Raw genomic sequence first — 19,822 nt, 5'->3', positions numbered from 1 at the left:
AGGCCGGGATCAAACGATCCCGGCCTCTTTTGCGATCATGGCAGCATGTGTGCGGTTCTTGGCTTCCAGCTTGCGGCTCAGCGTTTTCACATGCAGCTTGATGGTCACTTCCTGCAGGTCCAGTTCGCGGGCAATCTCCTTGTTGGAGAGCCCTCTGCACAGGCCGCCCAGGACCTGCAGCTCCCGTTCGGAAAGTAGCTTTGCAAGGGGCGCGTCTGATACCTCGTCTTCCGCGTTGATGAAGTCGAGCGGAACATAGGTCTCGCCCATCGCCATGAACCGGACGGCGTTGACAAGTGACTTGGCCGCCATGGTTTTTGGAAGGAACCCGATGGCGCCTGCATCGATCGCTTCCTGGGCGACGGACTTGTTTGCCGTGCCGGACATGATCGCAACCGGTTTTCCGAACGATGTCTCCAAGGCTCGCGCCAGACCCTCGAGCCCGTTCATGCCGGGCATCGAGTAATCGAGCAGAACAAGGTCGTAAAGGATGTCATTGGCCATCTTTTCGCAGGCTGCATCGAGGGAACCGCAGGTTTCCACCTCAAACTCGCCCTGGGCGGTCAAAAAGGCGCTGAGTGTCTCAAGCACCAGATCATGATCATCGGCCAGCAACAGTCGCATCTTATGCCCCTTCTTTCGCGGGCGCCTGCGCCTCCGCAAGCGTCCCGCACAACTGGTCCAGTTCCACCGGCTTTGAAAGGATACCGGTCACCTGACCATTCACCAGACGCGGGTCGGTCAGCCGGCGGGCCAGCGCCGTGACGACAATGATCGGCAAATCCGGCGCCACATCGCGCACACGGGCCGCCAATTCGCCGCCATTCATAGCAGGCATGTCGTAATCAGTGATTAACGCCGACCAGCTCTCCGGATCCTCGGTGATCGCTGTCAGGGCGTCACGCGGATCCTGGCACGTCGCCACTTCGGCGCCATTGGCTTCAAGATATCTGGAAATGACATGCGCGACATCGGGATCGTCGTCGACAACGATGACCGTCATGTCTGACAGATCGAACAATTCCTGATGTGCCGTGTCTGCCGCATCACGGCGCAAGGAGGCGAGCGGCCAATAAACCGAAACCGTCGTGCCGCGGCCGGGCGCAGACGCCACATCTATGGCCCCACCAACTGACTGGACCTGCATGGCAACAATGGCCAGGCCCAGACCCGTGCCCATACGCCCCTTGGTGGTGAAGTAAGGTTTGAAAATACTATCCGCCGTTTCAGCATCCATGCCGGCGCCGGTGTCGCGTACTGCAAGGCAGGCATAACGGCCATTCTCGTCGATCTGACCCACGGTCACCGGCGGCACATCGCTTCCTTTGACTTGCGAGGCATTGAGTTCGATCTGGCCCGATTCTGCGCCAATTGCATCGCGCCCGTTCATGCACAGATTGATCAGAACCTGACTCAGCGCGTCAGGCGCGCCCCTCAGCGCCACGCCGGACCGGGCCGCAACGACATCAAACGTGATGCTATGCGGCAGACTCGGACGAACCAGCTCTGTCAGATCGGCCAGAACGGAGGAGAGATCGAACACGCCTCCGGCTTCGGAACCGGCACCGATGTCAAGCAGCCGGTTGACAAGCTTGGCCGATTGCGCGCCGGCTGCCGTAATGCGCTCCAGATGAGGCCGGACATCATCCGGAAGGTTTTCCGACGTGCCGATCAGCGCGGCAGAACCATTGATCGCCGAAAGCAGGTTGTTGAAGTCATGCGCAACCCCTGCCGTCAGCTGGGCAATTGCTTCCTGCCGCTGCAGCCGGATAAGGTCCTGCATGAGTTCTTCTTCGCGCGCCTCCGTTTCCAGGCTGTCGGTGATGTCGCGAACAACGATGACGGCACCACCATTTTCAAGTGGCGAACCGGTGATTTCGTGGGTGAGGGTTTGGGCGCCTCCATCGCGCGTGAGCGTTGCCTCGAATGGTTGACCGGCTGTCACTGAAACCGAGTCGGTATACTGGCGAAACCATCGGCGGCCCAAACCGTTCGAGGCCGAGTCGAAACCCAAAAGAGCGGCTGCAGCGGAGTTGAGATAGGTAAGGCGTCCAGCATCGTTGGTCACAGCAATGCCATCGGTTGCCGCTTCAATGGAAGCCAGACGTTCGGCCAGCAATTGCTGGGCGGACTTCATCGCCGTTACGTCAGTGGCTGAAACCACAAGACCTCCGTCGTCAAGCCGCGCCGTGCGAAGCAGGACGCTGCGGCCACCCGGCAGGTCCAACTCCTGCGGTCCCGACATCCCGGCCAGCACCGCAAAGTCGGCATCCTTAAACAGGCGGGTAATGCGCCCCGGCTGATTCCTCGCCTCGTCAAGGTAATCGGCCCAATTGTCCTCGAAATCCGACCCGATCGCCCATTTGTATTTCGGCGCCGGAAACAGGTCGTTGACTGCTGTATTGGTGAAGGACACGCGCCCATTTGCTTCCAGGACCAGGAAGGCGTCGCCCGTCGCGGCCAGCGCACCCTCCATGCTGGCCCGCGCCCGGTCGCGCTCCTGGGCGGCCTCCACACGTTCGGTGACATCGGACTGGGTGGCAACCAGATTGCTGATCTTGCCTGCGCTGTCGCGCACGGGAAACAGGGTCAGCTCATTCCAGAACAGTTCGCCCGACTTGCGCCGGTTGCGCAGAAGGAACTTGCCGCTTGTGCGCAGTTTGACGGCTTCGCGCAGTCTTGTTCGTTCCGGCGAATCCTCAGGTTCGGCAGTCAGGAACCGGCAGTTTTGCCCCAGCGCCTCCTCGGCCCGGTAGCCCGACAGCTTCTCAAATGCAGCGTTCACGTAGATGAGCGGCCGGTCGTCGGCGGCAGCATCGGAAATAGCAAAACCCGATGAAGAACCGGCGATCGTTGCTGCAAGCAAATTGTTTTCCGCCGCGATCTTGCTGTTCTGGACCGCCTGCGCGGCAAGTCCCGCCAGCCTCGTCACAAGGCTGAGACTGTCTTTGCCGAAGGCCGAGGGCCTATCCCGCAAGCATAGGAGTGCCGTTTCGTCCCGGGCAGGCACGACCAGCAGTCCGGCAAAATTATAGAAGTTCAGACGGCCTTTCCAAACCCCGATCATGCTGAGGTTTGTCACGTTGCGCGGCCGCGCAAACAGATCGATAGGCGCGGAGAGTTCGGTATCGATCAGCTCGGGTATGTTGCTGGCCAGGACGGAGATTTTTCCGTCTGCCTTCGCATGCACAACCATTGAAGCCGAAGCATCGATCTTTTGCTGCAGCGAGACGAATATCGATGCCAGCGCTGCGGCGGGGCTGGGCGCGGTCGAATAGGCTTCCAGACACTCCAGAAGTGTTTGTGTCTCCGCCAGCGTCCGGGCTTCCCTGTCGCTGAGGAGTTGCAGTTCGAGCAGCGCCTCGCGCAACCGCTCATCTTGTTTCATAAATCCGCCCTGGTTGTTCTATCCAAAGACTATACAGGAAATCATCAGATTGCCATGGCGGTTTCCAGCCCTCAGCAGGCTGCCTTGCTCTCCAAACGTAAAGGCGCCCAGGAACGGCGCATCACCAAGCGCCGCATTCACCCCGGCCACGACCTCGGGCATTTGATCGCGCACTGACAGCATGCACCCGCCGCAATAAATCATCAGGGCGCCGTCAATCGGCTTGTCCGTCGTGCGTCCACTTGCACGGGCGAGCGCAGCCACCCGGCCGGCGCGCTCTATGAGGCCTTCGACGGTCCCGTTCATAAGCGTCAGTTCTTCGCCCTCGGCGACTGTTGCAAAGAGCTGCAGGTCACCGGATTGATCCGCATAGGCCGGGTGCGCCAGAAGGTAAAAGGGCACCTGACCGACCTGGCTGATTTCGCGGCCAAGCGGCCACAGCGTGCTTTCGGAAAGAATGGTCTGCACGCTCTCTTCGGATTTGTCGATTGAGATCGCGCCGCCGGTCCATTCGCCATAGACATCAAGCGCAGGCCGGCCATCGATCTCGTGTATTGTGCGATCGGTGGCACGTGTGACAAGGCCGGAATGCTGAGATGGTGAATAGCCGTTCTGATAGGCGAAGGACACGGGCTGGGAGGGGAACAGGACCGACACCACGACACCCGCACTGCACTTTTCCGCCTGGTCAAAGACATACCAGTCTCCGGCGACGCTGTTGTCAGCAGCGCTGCCGCCGATGATCGGCACCTCGGGGCCCGTGACATCTTCTATGCCGGCCAAAACGTCCTCCTCAGTGCCCGGCGTTGCCGAAACCCAGATGATCTCGGGCCGCTCGCCAATCCGGTCCGCATCCATGAGCGCCCTGTTGGTTGCGTCCCGGGCCGCGGCCCTCGGATCGTCCTCCAGACTCGCGAGCGCCGTGCCATAGGCACCTACGGGATCCTTGATCGCAAAGGCGGAAAGCCCCTCGACCATACCGGCCTGTGTCATGGCACCGAGGCAAGAGGTGGCACCATGCAGGCGCGGAAGATTACTAAGGCCCTGCAATGCCGCCGGCTTTGCCTCATGATTGTTATGGACGGACACAAAGTCATATGGACCGGCATTGAGTTGCCGGGCCAGGTCTTCCGCCGTTGCCGCACTCTCCACGGTGATCTTCAAATTCGCCTCCATAAATGCTGTTCAATGCAGATAGCGCCTCTTTATTCCCGTGCGTGAGGCGCATCGGAATAGTACCCTATCCAAAAGTATAGTTCAGACCGTTTTCGGCGCTATTTGGCACGGGCAGACGCGTATTTCTGCGCTTTCAGACCAAAGTGTTGGCTTCTTTGCGGACGTGGACGCGCCCCGGAAGGCGCGGGCCCTTGCATCCGATATCCTTCGGCATATCGCGCCATGCCGATGCGCCCGTGCATCGAGCCTCAGAACCGGTATCTAAGGGCCAGTCGCGTTTTTGGAGGCGCCTGTGATGACAACCGGAAATGAAGCAACAACCGATCGCGAAATTACTGAAAAGATCGAAACCGCCTCTGGCGTTCCGGTCCGGGTCCGCGACAATCAGCGCGCGGGGTTGAAGCGCCCGTTCACGGAGATCGGAATTTTCTCGTTTGCGATCAACGCGCTGATGCTCGTGGTGCCGATCTATATGCTGCAGGTTTACGACCGCGTGCTGCCATCGGCCAGCCGGGAGACGCTCATCTATTTGTCCATCATGGCTGTATTCGCACTCGGACTCGTGGCCGGACTGGAGGTCGTACGCAGCATCTATGCCGCCCGCATTGCAGCGCGGTTCGATATCGCCAACACGCGCAAGGCAATGCTGGCAGCGATGCGTTCGGATCGCGCGCCATTGGGCGACATCCAGTCGCTGCGCGATCTTGCTTCCATACGCAGCTTTATTGCATCGCGCACAGTGTTTGCGCTGTTCGATCTGCCATTTGCACCGATGTTCATCGCATTGCTCTGGTTTATCCACCCCATGCTGTTCTCGCTAACGGCGGTTGGCGCTTTGCTCCTGGCGGGCTTGGCCATCGCCAACCAGATGGTGACTGCAAAACGGGCTGGGAAAGAAACCGAAAGAGGCATGGCCGCGATGTCGACCGCTCAGTCCTTCGTGCGCAACGCGGACACGTTGCAAGCGATGGGTATGACAAACAACGTGATCGAAGTCTTTGGTCTGCAGCATGGACAATCTCTCAGCGAGGCTGATCATGTTTCGAAAACCAACGCGATGTTTGCAGGGCTTTCGCGCTTTGTCCGCCTGTCTCTCCAGATTGCGGTCCTGGGTTTTGGCGCGCTTTTGGTTTTGCGCTCGGAAATGACGGCCGGCATGATTTTTGCGGCGTCAATCATTTCGGGGCGCGGATTGCAGCCGATTGACCAGCTGATTGGTGGCTGGCGTCAATATGTCGACGTTCACGCTGCATGGCGCCGTTTCAACAAGGCGATCGCCAAGAAAGCCACAGCGCATGAGCACATCGAACTGCCGGCCCCGAAGGGAACACTGCGGATGGAAGACGTGCAATATGCGGCCACAACGGGCGCTCGGGGCACGCCGCGCACACTGCTCAACCGGATCAGTTTTGAGGTACCCGCAGGTGCCGCCGTCGGTATCGTGGGGCCAAGCGGCGCAGGCAAGTCGACACTGGCCAGGATGATTGTCGGGGCGATCACGCCCGGTAACGGCTGCGTGCGGATCGACGGCGCCGATATAACGCATTGGGCGCCCGAAAGCTTGGGGCAACATATTGGCTACCTGCCACAGGATATCGAACTCCTGCCCGGAACGATCGCGCAGAACATTGCCCGGTTTGATCCCGATGCCGGCGATGCCGCCATCATCGATGCCGCCAAACGGGCTCAGGTTCATGATCTGATCCAGACCATGCCGGACGGCTATGGCACGATGATCGGGCCGCGGGGACTGACACTGTCCGGCGGTCAACGTCAACGGATCGGTTTGGCGCGCGCCTTTTTCGGGCAACCGCGTCTGCTTGTTCTGGACGAACCCAACGCACATCTGGACGATGCCGGGGAGAAGGCGCTCGAGCGCGCCATTGATATGGCACGCGAAGCGGGAACCACCGTTTTGATTGTCACGCAGCGCAAAGCAATTGTGCGCAAGGTCGACCGGCTCCTAGTCCTCAACGCAGGGGCGGTCGAGGATTACGGTTTACGGTCAGATGTCCTGAAGCGCCTTGGTTCAGGATCCAAACCCCAACTTGCCGCGGAGCAAACCCGTATGCAGCGCCCATCATCGAAAGCCGATATGGACGTTGCGCCGATTGCTTCAGTCACCGCAACAAACAAGGGAGCGACGGCAACGTCGGTCGATCTGCAATGAAAGCCAACGACGCAAAGAACAACGAAAACTGGGCCGTCACGATACGCACCGGCATTCGTGCAGTATCCCTGACAGGCTACGCCCTGATCGCACTTTTCCTGGGCGGATTTGGCATCTGGGCGGCCGGCGTACCGCTTGCCGGAGCGGTGATTGTGCCGGGCGTCGTCGAAGCGGCGGGAAACAACAATGAAATCCAGCATCTTGAAGGCGGCATTATCAGCAAGGTGCATGTGAGCGAAGGGGAACGCGTCGCTTCCGGTGCACCCCTGGTTACCCTGGATGACACCGCAAAGCGCGCGGAACTGAACATGCACATCAAAAGATGGATCGGCCTTCTGGCGCGGCAGGCGCGGCTTGAAAGCCAGCGCGACAAATCAGCGGCGATGGTCTTTGATGACAGCCTGCTTGTCCTTGCCGACCGCCACAAGCTGCAGCACCTGTTGGATGAACAGGCTCACGAGTTTCGGGCTCGGCTGTCACGCTACCAATCCGAGGAGGTAATCCTTCGTCAACGGGTTGCGGCGGCAAGGCAAAGCATTGCCGGTTACGAAAGCCAACGCCTTGCACTTGAGGAACAAAAGGCGCTGATCATTGAGGAAATCGAACGCAAGCGTACTTTGCTGGACAAAGGTCTGGCGAAACGAAGCGAATACACAGCCTTGCTGCGTTCACAGGCCAGCCTCGTCGGGCAGATCGGGTCGCTGGTGTCGGAGACCGAACAAGCGCAATCGCGTATCGTCGAGGCCGAAGAACAACTGGTTCGCGTCGATATCGAGCGGGTGGAGCAGGCGTTGTCGGAATTGAGCAACATGAGCACGGAGATCGGCCGTCTTGAGGAGCAGATCGTAGCGGCCTGGCATGTGCTCGAGCGGCTGGTTGTCACGGCACCTGCCGATGGTCTGATCGTGCACCTTCCGCACACATCACCGGGCAGTGTTGTCGGTGCGGGAGCAGTCCTCGCTGAACTGTTGCCGACAAGTTCGGAGTTGATTGTTGAAACCCGGCTCGACCCTGAAGATATCGACGCGGTTCGTGTTGGACAGGACGCACAATTGCGGCTTGTGGCACTCAATACACGCATGACGCCGCAGGTTGAGGCAACGGTGGTCTTCGTTTCACCGGACAGGTTGCAGGATAAAGCAACAGGCCGGGAGTACTTTGCTGCCCGGCTGTCCATTACGGACGATCTGCCCGTGGAATTGGCTTCCGGCCAGATTTATCCCGGCATGTCCGCAGAAGTGCTTATTGCCACGGAAAAGCGTACGTTCCTGGAATATCTCGTAAAGCCAATCACAGACTCGTTCCACCGCGCCTTTCGCGAGAGATGACTGAACGTTTCATCGCCGGTGACCTGGTCCCCGATTGTCCCAGCTCCTGTTCGCATCCGACACTTCGATGCCAACGAACTTCTAACCCCAGGTCATGAACAATCATTTTTCTTTTCATCGCGCAGAGACTGAATGGTGATGGACACAGTCAGCCGCGAGCCCGTCTCCGCTGAAACTCCACGCTATCGGAAAGATGCAGGGAAAATCGGCATGTTCGGCACCAATATCTCACTGTTTTTGCCACTGCTGTCCGGAAGGCGGGATGTTCCCATGCGATCCTGACATTTCAAGAACAGGGAATTTCCTCCCGCAATCAGGAATTGGGTCACCTGAAAGTGGGCACTGGCTAGCCTCTCTGTCGCTACGCGCAATCCGCGTCGTTCACGCCTCAGCCAAGCGCAGGGAATGCATCTTTCACCTTTGAGGAGGCGGTCGCGCGTACAAAGACGGGGCACTCACCCCAAGGGCAGGCGACATCAGCGACTTCGCCACCCCGATATTCGGCTCCTGTCCAGGCATGTACCCAATCCTCGCCTTTAGGCAGGGCAACCTTCATCGTCTCCGTTCCTGCATCGAGCACAGGCGCGACCAGTATGTCCGGCCCAAGCATGTATCGCCCTGCATCTTCACGTGACCGGATCTCCTCTTCAAAATGCAAGTAAATGGGAGCCATCACCGGCATGCCGCTTTTGGAGAACTCTACAAAACAATCCTGCAGATAAGGTCGCAGATCTTCTCTGACCTGCAGCAGCTTCGTCAAAACGGCTTCCACCTCTCCGCCGAAGGACCAAACTTCGTTCGAACCTCCGGATTCGATAAACAGGCGAACCGTGTCTTCACCATACGTAACCTCTTCGCCCGGCCCCGGTGCTGGAATATCGTCCGGAATGCGAAAGCCGTGCAGACGGCAAATGGGCGAAAAGACACCGAACTCGAACCACCGCACCAGCAGTTCACGGAATTCGGGGCGATTGCCCTGCCCGTCGTAAAATCCGCCGATATCCGTCGTCCACCATCCGAGCCCTGACATTCCGGAGTGCAAACCGGCGGGGATTTGCGCACGGAACCACTCCCAGTTCGACCAGATGTCTCCCGACCAGAGAATAACCCCGTGGGCATGAGAGCCGGCCCAGGCAGAACGACACAGCAACACGCCATCGCGGCCTTCCTTGTTCAGCCCCTCGCGAAAGCGTTTCTCGTGCAACAGCGGATAGGCGCACATGACCTCCGCGCCATTGCCGAGCGCCGTGCGCACGTTCTCAGGATTGGCCGGGCGCATCTCCGGTTCACACGCATCGATCCAGAAATGATCGATGCCATTGTCTACATAGTTGCGCTTGACGGTGGACCAATGGAAATCGCGGGCTTCGCGATTGAAGGCATCGTAATAGGTCAGATACATTGGTCCGAACGGATCTTTGTCGATTAGCCCGACCACAGCATCGACACCCCGATCCGTGGTGATCAACATGCCCCGCTCATTCAACTCCTTGTAGTTCTCCGATGTCACTGAGACTGTGGGCCAGACCGACACCATGAGCTCAACACCTATTGAGCGCAGTTCCTTGACCATACCCTTCGGGTCCGGCCATTCCGCAGGATCAAACTTCCAGTCGCCTTGCCGGGTCCAGTGGAAAAAGTCGATCACGATGCAAGAGAGCGGCAATCCGCGGCGCTTGTATTCATGGGCTACGTTCAGGAGCTCTTCCTGGGTGCGATATCTGAGTTTGCATTGCCAGAAACCGGTGGCCCATTGCGGCAAAACGGGCGAATGCCCGGTAACCTTGTGATAGGCGCTGAGAACTTCGCGGTCGTTGTCGCCCGCGGTGATCCAGTAATCCAGACACCGTGTTGCCTCTGCGGTCCACCGAGTGATGTTGGAAGCAAACTCGCAACGCCCCACGGCCGGGTTGTTCCACAGGAAACCGTATCCGCGCGACGATATGACGAAGGGAATAACGGCATGTGCATTCTGCTGCATAAGTGTCGTTGACACACCTTTCAGGTTGGCCTTGCCATGTTGCGGCTGGCCGAGACCGTGCAGAAACTCATCGTCATAGGACTTGAAAGTCGCTTCCAGTTTGAAGGCCCCGCCGATCTGGCCTTTAAAGTTGCGCGTCTTCGGGCCTGCAAAATGGCTTCGCGTTTCAGCAAGCAGTTCCTCGCCCGTATCCGAGCGCACATAGCTGACCACAACTTCACGCTTGATCTCGGCGCCATATCGCGTCACCACCTTGAGACGAGCAGTCACTCGTCCGTTCGTGATGGAAGCGGCTTCGCAATCAATATCAATTTTTGGCGGGCTCTCCCCGCTCCCCCCCTCTCCACGCACCAGGGCACTCACCGGTGCTTCTCTGATCACGGGTCCGGGAGATGCGCGTACGCGAAGCCCATCATCACCCCACGGCATGATGTGGAGCGTCTCCCCCAGAAAGCGGGCGACCAAAGCGCCGTTATCTTCAGTAAACGGTGAAGCAATTTTCCTTGTCATTGGCCCTCCAGGCAACAGATCGCGAGCCACGCGCACAGGTCTCCGACCCTGCAGCTCATTGCGGCACAGCACGGTATTGGTAACTATTGAGGGTTGTCGGTCGACACACGCGATGCGCAGGCGACGAAAGCGTGTCACCGGTTTCCTCCCATCTGTGAACGATAGCCACTCTTCAAAAACCGGTCAATACAAACGTTTGTATTTTCTCTTTACGCGGTAACCCATTGAAACCGAAAGCGGGTGATGGACGAAATGATGAGTTCATGATCCTTTCAGAGGATCAACTTCCAATATACACCGAAACGGGTAGAGTTTGTGACTGGAGGCTCGAGCCCATTCAGCACGTCCGTGTTCAAATGAATACTGCGTCAGGCGTCATCCAACATGGATTTGAAGCTCTTCAGCTCATCGTCGCTGATCGGCACGATGTGTTCGCTTGCGGGATAGGCCGCGCCGTCGACGTCCTGCTTGAACTCCTGAAACGCGGCGATGCGCTCTACCTGCAAACGTTTGTATTCGCGATCAAAATCGCGATAGGTTTTAGCGTGTCTGGGGACACGGCCCCTGGTACATCCCAGCACATCATCGGCAAACAGATATTGGGCATCGCAGTGGGGTCCGGCACCCATACCGAGAATGACCAGACTGGTCCGCTTTGCGATTTCTTCCGCAACACGATCTGGCACCACTTCAAGCTCCACACCGAAACAGCCGATCTCTTCAATCTTCTTGACATGATCGAAGACCTGCCTCGCGCTTTCAGCCGTTTTGCCGACGGCCTTCCAGCCACCCGTCCAGGTTCGTTTCTGGGGGATCAATCCCGCATGCCCAACAACGGGGATGCCGTCATCTGCAAGGGTCTTCAGTGTGGCATAGGAGGACGCACAGTAAATACTGTCGCCACCGATGACCAGCGCGTCCCTGGCCGCGCGTTGATGCTCTTCGATCGTGACGATTTTGTAGTAGGGAAAACCGACCTGCACGAAGCAGTCGCCTGCCGCCTCGCGCATTTCCATCGTCCAGTTGGTCAACAGAACGCACAGCATATCAATGCCGGCCTTGCTCGCCGCCGCCGCTTCATCGGTTGTCTGAACATAGAGCATGCTCAGTTTGCGTTTGCCCTTGAGTGCGCGAATGTCCGCGACGGTTGGCCTGCCCATGTTTGTCTCCCTATGCCGCTTTCAAAAGCGCCTTAAGATTGGTTGACGGATCTGCCAGCGCGGCGCGAGTGGGCCTGGCTTGCTTTCGAATCATCATCTCCAACAGCCTCATGTCCTTTGCGATCTTGTTGCCCTTCCCCACACCGGCCGCGAATACGATCCGGCCTCGTCCGTCACATTGAATATCGATGAAACCATGGGCATCCGCGACCGGACGACGGGCGGAAATCTCCGTGCCCGCCGGAAGGCCGACGACCTGGAGGCCAAGGTCATATTGATCCGACCATAGCCATGGGATGTCTTCGTGGGCGATGTCATGGCCCAGCATGCTTGCCGCCACGCTACGTCCCTGCTCCCGCGCCGCACGCCAGCTCTCGAGCCTGATATGCCGCCCATTGTAAGGAAAAGAGCAGCAGTCGCCGGCGGCATAGATTCCCGGGCTTGATGTCAGAAACTTCTGGTCGACGACAATACCATTGTCGATGGCAAGGCCTGCGTCCGCAGCCAGTTCCACATTTGGCCACGATCCCGTGCCGGCAACGACAACATCATGGGCAAAGGTCCGACCGTCCAGGCAGCGAACTTCACCGCCGCAAATATCGCTCACATGTGCCCCGTAACGAATGTCGACACCTTCCTGTTTATGTCGAGTGGCCACATAGTCGGAGATGGATGGCGGCACGGCACGCGCCATGGTCCGCGCGCCTGCTTCAAGAACGGTGACACTCGCTCCAAGCAAGCGGGCACAGGCGGCCAGTTCCAGACCGATAAACCCGCCGCCGATGACAACAAGCCGCGTTTGAGCGGACAGGGCGGAAAGGATCGCGTCCGCATCATCGAGCGTCCGAAAGGTCCGAGCCTGTTCAAGGCCGGGAAACACGCGAGGCCTTGCACCTGTTGCGAGAAGCAGCTTTTCAAATTGAAGCGTGCCCCCGTCGAAGAAACGGAGGCATTGGGCTTCCGGGTCAATTCCGGCAACCGCATGACCTCTCAGCAGAGTAATGTCCGCAGCATCATAATCGCTGCTGTCACGAATGGGCTTCAGTGATGCCGGTACCGTCTTTGACAAGGGCGGCCGCTCGTACGGTATGTGCGGCTCATCTCCAATCAGGGAAATGCCGGCGTGGTGTCCGAGATCGCGCAGCGCGAAGGCCGCCGCGACCCCGCATTCCCCGGCGCCGACAATGGCGATTGCCTCGTCAGCGGCCGACATCGATAAATACCGAGCCGCCTTCGACCTTTACCGCATAAGTCTTCAAATTCACGCAGACGGGTGCGCCCTTGGCTTCGCCGGTCTTATAGTTGAAGACACCGTTGTGCTTGGGGCATTCGATGGTATCGCCCATCACGAGACCATCTTCCAGATGCACCTGTTCGTGGGTACACAAGCCGTCGGTGGCGAAATACTCATCCTCCGGGCTGCGGTAAATGGCATAGGAATGACCGTCATAATCAAAACGGATCAAGTCCTCCCCATCGATATCATCCGCAGCACACGCCTCTACCCAGTTTCCCATTGTTCCTCCCTCATGCATTTGCAGCCGCTGGCAGCTCTTCCTTGAATTCCTTGTAGGGCTTTGCAGTCGGCGGCAGTTCCCGCTTCAGGAAGTGGTCCTCATATTTCAATTGGCGCAGCCACACCGGGATGACTTTTCGGTACGCTGCCAACATCGATGTATCAGGCGCGGGCATGTCGTTCTTTAAAAGCTCATGGAGTTCGGGAAGGCGATGGTACGGGACCATTGGAAACATGTGATGCTCGATGTGGTAGTTCATATTCCAATAGATCCATCGGCTGATCGGGTTCATGTAGACGGTCCGGGAGTTCAGCCGATGATCGAGAACATTGTCTGCAAGCCCGCCATGCTGGAGCAGTCCGGTCAGCGGCACATGCCAGCCGCCATAAAAGCGCGGAAGCCCGACAAACATCAGCGGGAGGATGCTCAGTGACCAGATTGCCAGACCAATGACGGAGGCATAGATCAGAACCCAAATTCTGGCTGTGCGCACAACCTTGTAGCGCTCTGTTTCTGGAATAAAGCTCTTCTCTTCGTCATTGATGATGCCGACGCTATACCGGAACATGTCCTTGACGTTGCCAAGTGCGCCCTCAAGGCCGAAGAAGCTCAGGATCACTCGAAACAGATCCGGAGGCCGCATAACGACAATTTCCGGATCCTGGCCGACAATATAGGTATCCGTGTGGTGGCGCGTATGGCTCCATCTCCAAACGGTCGGGTTCCGGATGATCATGAAACAGGCGATTTCATAGATGACGTCATTCATCCACCTTGTCTTGAATGCGGTCCGATGAGAACACTCGTGCCAACGGGAATCCGACACCGAGCCGTAGAGGACACCGTAAGTGATAAACAAAGGCAGACACCACCAGCTCGGCCATAGCAGATAGGCTCCAACGCCTGTCGCCAGCAGCAAACCGAACCAGATGATCGTGTCACGGATAGCGGGGCCGTCAGTCCGGCGCATGAGGTCTTTCATCGTCTTGCGGGGTACATCCGACATATACCACTCGGCCGACACCAAACCGGTTTCTTCGGCCGACTTCGTGCTTGCACCCACAAGCGAGTAGTCCCTCATTGTCTTCACTGTCCGCAGCCTCCTCAAGCCAGCCGGCCTCCATGTGGCCCGGCTCTCGTGCCTCGGATTGAGATCTGCAAGCCTTGATCCAATCCTCGAGAGCCGGGCACTGGGAGGTCGTCACTTGCAAAAATAATGTCTGATCAGCTATGCATTTCCCATATCTGAGAGGAGCCGAAAAATATCCATGATTGACATTGGAGAGATCAAGCGAATTGAGACCGGTCAGATCAATTACGCTCCGGGCCGCTCTTTGGGGCCCAGGATACAGACCGGCTTACAACTGGTGATGTTGGATCACGGGTCCGTTTCAATCGATACGGACGGCACAAAAATCACGCTTCATCCCGGCCAGGTCTGCTGTCAATGGCCGGGATTTCGCGAAACCTATGTGTTCGACAAGCATCAGGCCTCCAGTCACCGGTGGATCGCGATTTCACCGGAAGGCGATCACGCAACATCGAAAATGCTTGATCTGCGTGGGATACTGCCGAAATTTGCAAGCGAAACACCATTGATGCGAGGGCTGTTCGAAGCTGTCAGGAATGGACCGGGCATCCATATGGAGGAAACCCCGCAGTTGATATCCGATCGATCCTGGCCGGATGTGCAGATGCTTCTTGTGAAGGCTTATCTCACCGCCTTTGCCGATCAGTGGTCGGAAGACAAGACCGGGCAGGAGATTTACAACAGGCCTCGCCCGCTGGCCAGGCTGGCGCGGTTTATCGAACAGAATTATGCACGGCAAATATCCCTGACTGACATGGCCGGGGCCGCCAAGGTGACGGAGAGTTACCTGGTCAGGCTATGCAGAACACATGGCAAACCCACACCCGCTCAATGGCTCTGGAATGAGCGGGTGACAAGAGGTCATGGCCTTCTGAGAAACACGGGACTGAACGTGTCCGAAGTCGCGGAGCGGGTCGGGTTCGCCAATCCCTACCATTTCTCCCGGCTCTTCAAAGATCGAACCGGGATGACGCCAACGCAGGCGAGACGCGAGGCCTGGCATTCGACTGAAGGCATTTCTCCCAACGCCGGAGAGCGTCAATAGGACAGGCCGCCACGACAAACACAGCCGGATCCGCCGGACCTTATCCGGACAGGCGTCAGACTTTTTGTCCGGAGCTCGCGTCGAAGAAACGGTATGCCGCGGGAGACACACCGAACGTTTCGGCATCTCCCACCTGGTAATGTTTCTCTGATCGGGACAGGGCCGTCACGGTCACGCCGCCTGCATCGAGGGTCACAACGGTCTCCGATCCCGTTGGCTCCACCCGTTTTACCGTTGCCGCGACACCTTCCTGACCAAGTTGTATCTGTTCCGGCCGAACACCAAGAACGATCTGCCCGACATCGGAGCGTGGCTGCTGGACTTGAAGGACAAGCGACGATCCCGACTTGAAGGCGCCGTCTTCAATCCGGCCTTGCATCAGGTTCATTGCCGGGCTGCCGATGAAATCGGCGACGAACAGGTTGGCAGGATCGCTGTAGATATCGTCTGGCGTGCCAACTTGCTGAATGGCGCCATCTTTCATGATCACTATTCGGTCGGCCATGGTCATGGCTTCAATCTGATCGTGGGTAACATAAACGATGGTGGTCCTTAGGCGCTCGTGAAGCTCCTTGATCTCGCCGCGCATGCTGATGCGCATCTTGGCATCGAGGTTTGAAAGCGGCTCATCGAAAAGAAAAACAGCGGGATCGCGAACAATCGCGCGGCCCATCGCCACCCGTTGCCGCTGACCACCTGAAAGCTGCTTGGGATATCGATCAAGCAACTGGTCCAAACCGAGTATGCCGGCAGCCGTCTTGATCCTTGCGTCGATCTCCTTGCGCGACAGGCCGCGCATCTTGAGCGAGAAGCCCATATTCCTGGCAACAGTCATATGCGGGTAAAGCGCATAGTTCTGAAAAACCATCGCAATGTCACGGTTCTTTGGCGCGACATTGTTCACTTCCCGATCAGCAATTTCGATCGCACCGCCACTGATCGATTCCAGTCCCGCGATCATCCGCAAAAGGGTCGATTTACCGCAACCGGAAGGACCGACCAGGACAACAAACTCACCATCATTGATATCAAGGTCGATCCCGTGCAGGACCTTGACGGTCCCATATGCCTTCTGGGCATTTTTTATGCTTAGACGGCCCATTGGCAGAGCTCCGATCTTTTCCGACAGCCTTTTGATTTTCTACGAACGGTCATTTGAGGGCTCCTGCGGTCAGTCCGCCAACGATGCGCCGTTGCAGCAGCAGAAACAGCACGACAACCGGAGAGACGACGATCGTTGCATAAGCCATGACTCGGTGCCAATCCGCATATTCAGCACCGACAAATCCATAAAGACCGACGGTTGCCGGATGCAAATCAGCGCGTGTCGTCAGCGAGAGCGGGTAGACGAATTGTCCGTAGGCGAGGATGAAACACAGCGCTCCGATCACCAGCAGTCCGGGCAGCATGATGGGCAAGACGATCTGGATAAAGGACTGGAAGGAATTGCAACCGTCAACGAACGCCGCTTCCTCCAGCTCCTTTGGCACCTGTGCAAACATCGGGCGAAGCACGACAAGCGCGAGTGTGAGCGTTTTGGTGGATGTCGCCAAAATGACGCCGGTATAGGTGTTCAACAGGTCTACCTGCTTGAACAAAAGGAACAGTGGTGTCGCCAAAAGAGCTTCCGGAAATGCCTGCATGACCAGCACAAGCACCAGAGCCGCATCGACCACCCATGAACGCCAGCGGGCCATGGCGTAAGCACCGATGGATCCGAGTATCAAGGTGATGATGGTGGTGAAGGTCGCAATGATGAATGAGTTTGCCAGGAATGTCAGCAGCTTCGGCTGTTCGGCAATCCAGAGGAAGTTTTCAAGCGTCGGAGCTTCCGGCACAAAAGTCGGCGGGCGAACAAAGATTTCCGTGGAGGTTTTGAGTGCTGAGATCACCATCCAGTAAACCGGGAACAGGTAAATCGAAACCAGCGTGATACCGATCGCAAACAGAATCAGGCTCCGGTACCCGGTAAAGGTGCCAAACGTTCTCATAGTATTTTCTCATGTTTGATGGAGCGCACATAGATGAGCGCCACAATGAACACGATGATAAAGGCGAAGTTTGCCGCCGCGGCACCGCCGCCGAACTTGAACTCGTCAAAGGACAGCCGATAGGAAAAGAGCGGCAGAATGGTCGATGAATCCACAGGCCCGCCCTTTGTCATGGCCCAGATCACATCGAAGGCGCGCATCGAATAGATGATTGTGAGGCTCACGACAGCCAGAAGGCTGGCCGAGATTGCAGGCAATGTGATGTAGATGAAGCGGCGGATCGGGCCGGCACCATCCAGCGAGGCCGCCTCAAGCAGTTCCTTTGGAACATTGGACACCGCGGCGGACAGCAGGATCATCGAAAACGGCGTTCCAAACCATATGTTCGCTGTCGTTACGGCCCACAGCGCCGTTGACGGGTCCGAAAGCCAGTTCATATTGGAGCCCAATATCGCATTGATGGCGCCGGATTCCGTGGCAAAGAGCCACTTCCAAACCGAGCCGATCACCAGCGGCGGCAGCATCCATGCGACCAGAAACAGGCCACGCATGAACTTTGCACCCGGAAAGCTCAGTTCAAAAAACAGCGCCAGGCTGAGGCCTATGGCGATCTGGAACACCACGTTGCCGCCGACAAAGACAAACGTATTCGCCAACACCTCATAGGTGACTTTTTCTCCCAACAAGGTGGTGTAGTTGCTGATTCCAATCCAGGGACGCATGAATTGTGGAAGCGTCATCAACGTTACGTCCTGAAAACTCATCAGGACGTTGTAGAGAACCGGAAATCCGATGAGGATCAGCAGAAAGGCCATGGGCAAGGCCAGAAAAACTCTTACCATTTTTCCCATTTCCTCATTGCGGTCTTGGATGCATGTGTGCGGATGGATTCAACCGAGCAGCAACATAGCTGCCATGCTTTTTACCGTATCGGGAGGCGCCGATCACTCCGAAATCCACGCGTCGGAGTGATCGGCACTGGTCTTAGGCGTTACTTGATCTTTGCAATGGCCGCTGCAGCCTCGGTCAGGGCCGCTTCAACGGTCAGTTCCTCGGTCATCGCCTGCTGAATGGCCTTCTGGATCACGCGGGATTTCTCACCATATTTCGGATCCGGGCCGCGCTGACGCGCGGACTTCATCTGCTCGTTGAAGGTTGCAAAGGCGTCAGGCCATTGATTGACCAGAACGTCGATGTCGGCGCGGGCGGAAAGGCGTCCGCTGTCCCAGGCGTTTTTTACAACGTCCTCGGAGGTCATGTATTCGATGAACTTGAACGACGCGCCCGGATCCTTGGCCCCGGTTGGAATAACCCAGTTATAGTCGCCAAGCGCAGAGGCTTCGATATTCACGCCGTCCTTGACTGGTAGTGTGCGCACCCCCCAGTTGAACTTGGCGTCCTTCTCGATCCGCGGCAGCTCCCAAGGGCCGGAGATGACCAGGGCCGCGTTTTCAGCCATAAACGTGGATGTGCCTTCAAACTGGCGCATCGTCAGAACGTCTTTTGACGAATGACCGTTCTTCACAAGATCGACCCAGACCTGCAGGGCAGACGCGGCTTCGGGTGTATCGAGCGTATCGATATCCGCGCCGGCTTGCCACAGCCAAGGCAGAAACTGGAACGTTCCCTCTTCCGTCGCAATCGCTGAGAATGCAAGGCCGAACCGTTCGCCGGGAACGGTAAGCGCTTCTGCGGCCGAAATCAGACCATCCCATGTACCAAGTGATTCAACGGAAATCCCTTTCTCGTCGAGCAGGTCCTTATTGTAGTAGAGGGCGAGTGTATTCGCCGCGCGCGGCACCGCGTAAACCTTGCCGTCCCACTGCGCGGAGTTCCAGGGACCGGGGTGATAGTCCTCGCCATTCACCTTGTCTGAGCCGGCAACCATTTCGGTCAGATCCATCAGCGCGTTTCCAACCACAAATGCGGGAACCGAGTTGCTTGCCAGCATCACCGCGTCCGGCACATCGCCGGTGGCGATTGCCTTCAAGAGTTCAGGTTCAAGCTGGGCAAACGGAACGATGCGTTCTTCCGCCTGTACATTTTGATCGATTTCGTTGAAGGACTTGATCCCGTCATGGACCATGTCCTTGTCGATATTGATCACGTGCCAGACATCGAGTTTGGTTTCGGCAAAGGCCGCGACCGATGCGGATGCAATTGCCGTCGCCGCGACTGCCGCCACTAAAAGTCTTTTCATATCATTCCTCCCTCAAGGCTAGGATGGTTATGGCGTTTCGTTTTATGTCAGACAGCCGGGCCAGCCTTTCGCTGAAACATATCCGGGTATCAATGACGCAGTTTGAATTCAGGTGTTCACTTCCGGATAAAAACGAGAAGTGCCGGAAGGGCGCGCATGTCGCCACAAACAGATTTTCAGCCAACCTCCTCCCAATAACCGGACACTATGGGCTTTACTCTAAATCGTCAATACAAACGTTTGTATTTTTGTTTTTTAGCTATGCA

The 19,822-nt window shown here is 57.4% G+C and carries 15 protein-coding genes; 3 read left to right on the top strand and 12 right to left on the bottom strand.

Annotated elements, in window-relative coordinates; genetic code table 11:
• Positions 1-9: 9 nt before the first annotated feature.
• Genes OQ273_RS02490 through OQ273_RS02480 form a run of 3 tightly spaced genes read right to left on the bottom strand, consistent with a single transcriptional unit; the run spans position 10 to position 4,552 of the window.
• Positions 10-624: a response regulator transcription factor gene (locus OQ273_RS02490; protein ID WP_267988892.1), complete on the bottom strand. Its 615-nt coding sequence runs from the start codon at positions 622-624 to the stop codon at positions 10-12.
• Position 625: 1 nt separating this feature from the next.
• Complete coding sequence (locus OQ273_RS02485; RefSeq protein WP_267988891.1) at positions 626-3,388, bottom strand: PAS domain-containing protein; 2,763 nt, start codon at positions 3,386-3,388, stop codon at positions 626-628.
• Positions 3,389-3,406: 18 nt separating this feature from the next.
• A complete protein-coding gene (locus tag OQ273_RS02480; protein ID WP_267988890.1) occupies positions 3,407-4,552 on the bottom strand; it encodes an FIST signal transduction protein in 1,146 nt (381 codons plus the stop codon).
• Positions 4,553-4,859: 307 nt separating this feature from the next.
• Here OQ273_RS02480 and OQ273_RS02475 point away from each other — a divergent pair, with 307 nt between their 5' ends.
• Both OQ273_RS02475 and OQ273_RS02470 read left to right on the top strand, forming a co-directional pair.
• On the top strand, positions 4,860-6,734 hold the full coding sequence (locus OQ273_RS02475; RefSeq protein ID WP_267988889.1) for a type I secretion system permease/ATPase: 1,875 nt from the start codon (positions 4,860-4,862) through the stop codon (positions 6,732-6,734).
• Positions 6,731-8,062 carry an HlyD family type I secretion periplasmic adaptor subunit gene (locus tag OQ273_RS02470; RefSeq protein ID WP_267988888.1) on the top strand — a complete coding sequence of 444 codons (1,332 nt, stop codon included), beginning with the start codon at positions 6,731-6,733 and terminating at the stop codon, positions 8,060-8,062. Before OQ273_RS02475 ends, OQ273_RS02470 begins: the two co-directional genes overlap by 4 nt.
• Before the next feature lie 388 nt (positions 8,063-8,450).
• On the opposite strand, the gene OQ273_RS02465 is transcribed toward OQ273_RS02470, so the two are convergent.
• From OQ273_RS02465 to OQ273_RS02445, 5 genes are all read right to left on the bottom strand, one after another.
• Entirely contained in the window at positions 8,451-10,553 is a 2,103-nt protein-coding gene (locus OQ273_RS02465; protein WP_267988887.1) for a glycoside hydrolase family 31 protein, read from the bottom strand.
• Between the two features lie 368 nt (positions 10,554-10,921).
• Positions 10,922-11,713 (bottom strand): 3-methyl-2-oxobutanoate hydroxymethyltransferase, encoded by a 792-nt coding sequence (locus tag OQ273_RS02460; protein WP_267988886.1) that lies wholly within the window; start codon positions 11,711-11,713, stop codon positions 10,922-10,924.
• 10 nt (positions 11,714-11,723) lie between these two features.
• A complete protein-coding gene (locus OQ273_RS02455; RefSeq protein WP_267988885.1) occupies positions 11,724-12,926 on the bottom strand; it encodes an NAD(P)/FAD-dependent oxidoreductase in 1,203 nt (400 codons plus the stop codon).
• The gene (locus OQ273_RS02450; protein WP_267988884.1) at positions 12,913-13,230 is read right to left on the bottom strand and encodes a MocE family 2Fe-2S type ferredoxin; all 318 of its coding nucleotides are present in this window, start codon (positions 13,228-13,230) and stop codon (positions 12,913-12,915) included. The genes OQ273_RS02455 and OQ273_RS02450 overlap by 14 nt, the downstream gene beginning before the upstream one ends.
• Positions 13,231-13,240: 10 nt before the next feature.
• Entirely contained in the window at positions 13,241-14,311 is a 1,071-nt protein-coding gene (locus tag OQ273_RS02445) for a fatty acid desaturase family protein (RefSeq protein WP_267993011.1), read from the bottom strand.
• Between the two features lie 187 nt (positions 14,312-14,498).
• Between OQ273_RS02445 and OQ273_RS02440 the strand changes: the two genes are divergently transcribed.
• Positions 14,499-15,365 carry a helix-turn-helix domain-containing protein gene (locus OQ273_RS02440; RefSeq protein ID WP_267988883.1) on the top strand — a complete coding sequence of 289 codons (867 nt, stop codon included), beginning with the start codon at positions 14,499-14,501 and terminating at the stop codon, positions 15,363-15,365.
• Between the two features lie 55 nt (positions 15,366-15,420).
• On the opposite strand, the gene OQ273_RS02435 is transcribed toward OQ273_RS02440, so the two are convergent.
• From OQ273_RS02435 to OQ273_RS02420, 4 genes are all read right to left on the bottom strand, one after another.
• Positions 15,421-16,467 (bottom strand): ABC transporter ATP-binding protein, encoded by a 1,047-nt coding sequence (locus tag OQ273_RS02435; RefSeq protein ID WP_267988882.1) that lies wholly within the window; start codon positions 16,465-16,467, stop codon positions 15,421-15,423.
• Positions 16,468-16,516: 49 nt separating this feature from the next.
• A complete protein-coding gene (locus OQ273_RS02430; RefSeq protein WP_267988881.1) occupies positions 16,517-17,356 on the bottom strand; it encodes a carbohydrate ABC transporter permease in 840 nt (279 codons plus the stop codon).
• Positions 17,353-18,198 (bottom strand): carbohydrate ABC transporter permease, encoded by an 846-nt coding sequence (locus tag OQ273_RS02425; protein ID WP_267988880.1) that lies wholly within the window; start codon positions 18,196-18,198, stop codon positions 17,353-17,355. Before OQ273_RS02425 ends, OQ273_RS02430 begins: the two co-directional genes overlap by 4 nt.
• 149 nt (positions 18,199-18,347) lie before the next feature.
• Positions 18,348-19,556, bottom strand: a complete 1,209-nt coding sequence (locus OQ273_RS02420) for an ABC transporter substrate-binding protein (RefSeq protein ID WP_267988879.1) — start codon at positions 19,554-19,556, stop codon at positions 18,348-18,350.
• Positions 19,557-19,822: the final 266 nt, after the last annotated feature.

This window comes from Hoeflea prorocentri (genome assembly GCF_027944115.1).
GTDB lineage: Bacteria > Pseudomonadota > Alphaproteobacteria > Rhizobiales > Rhizobiaceae > Hoeflea_A > Hoeflea_A prorocentri.
The sequence above is the reverse complement of the archived record's forward strand: the minus strand, read 5'-3'. Positions and strand labels throughout refer to the sequence as shown.